Genomic DNA, 1,086 nt, shown 5'->3' on the forward strand with positions numbered 1-1,086 from the left:
GGCCGGTACGGGGAAGGCTCCGGGGGCCTCCGCCCCGCGGGCCACCGCGTCGGTGCCGCCGGCCAAGGGTTCGGTGCGGGTGCTGCGCACGGTGGCCGAGGGGCTGAAGACGCCGTGGGGGCTGGCTCCGCTGCCCGGCGGCGGGCTGCTGGTGTCGTCCCGGGACGAGGGCACGATCAGCAGGATCGACGAGAGGACGGGCCGGACGACCGAGCTGGGCACGGTCTCCGGGGTCTCGCCGGCCGGCGAGGGCGGCCTGCTGGGCATCGCCCTCTCCCCCGACTTCGCCTCCGACCGCATGGTGTACGCCTACTTCACCTCGGCCTCGGACAACCGCATCGTGCGCATGCGGTACGACGAGCGGCGGCCGGCCGGTGAGCAACTGGGCGCCCCGGACACGGTGTTCAAGGGCATCCCGAAGGGCTTCGTGCACAACGGCGGCCGGATCGCGTTCGGCCCGGACGGCATGCTGTACGCGGGCACCGGCGAGAGCGGGCGGGAGGGCCTGTCGCAGGACAGGACGTCGCCGGGCGGCAAGATCCTGCGGCTGACCCCGGAGGGGGAACCGGCACCGGGCAACCCGTTCCCCGACTCGCCGGTGTACTCGTACGGCCACCGCAACGTCCAGGGCCTGGCCTGGGACGACCGGCAGCGGCTGTTCGCCGCGGAGTTCGGGCAGGACACCTGGGACGAGCTGAACGCGATCAGGCCCGGCGACAACTACGGCTGGCCCGAGGCCGAGGGGAAGTCCTCCGGCGCCGGCTTCCACGACCCGCTCGCCCAGTGGCGCACCGACGAGGCCTCCCCCAGCGGCATCGCGTACGTGGACGGCGTGATCTGGATGGCGGGCCTGCGCGGCAAGCGCCTGTGGCGCGTCCCGCTGAACGGCACCTCGGCCTCGGCCGCCCCGCAGGCGTTCCTCACCGGCGACCACGGCCGCCTGCGCACGGTCGTCCCCGCGGGCGGCGACCGGCTCTGGCTGGTGACGAGCAACACGGACGGCCGGGGCGACCCGAAGGACGGGGACGACCGCGTGCTGGAGGTGCGGGTGCGGTGAGCGGGGGCCAGGTGAGCGGGGGCTAGGTG

Annotated in this window: 1 protein-coding gene; it reads left to right on the top strand. The window is 74.9% G+C overall.

Going from position 1 to position 1,086, the window contains the following annotated elements; all coding sequences use genetic code 11:
• Nucleotides 1-1,057 (top strand): PQQ-dependent sugar dehydrogenase (locus tag CCN44_RS41550; RefSeq protein ID WP_107502182.1); only part of this gene is annotated, 1,057 nt, incomplete at its 5' end.
• Nucleotides 1,058-1,086: the final 29 nt, after the last annotated feature.

It is taken from the genome of Streptomyces tricolor (assembly GCF_002155905.1).
GTDB classification, from domain to species: Bacteria; Actinomycetota; Actinomycetes; order Streptomycetales; family Streptomycetaceae; genus Streptomyces; species Streptomyces tricolor.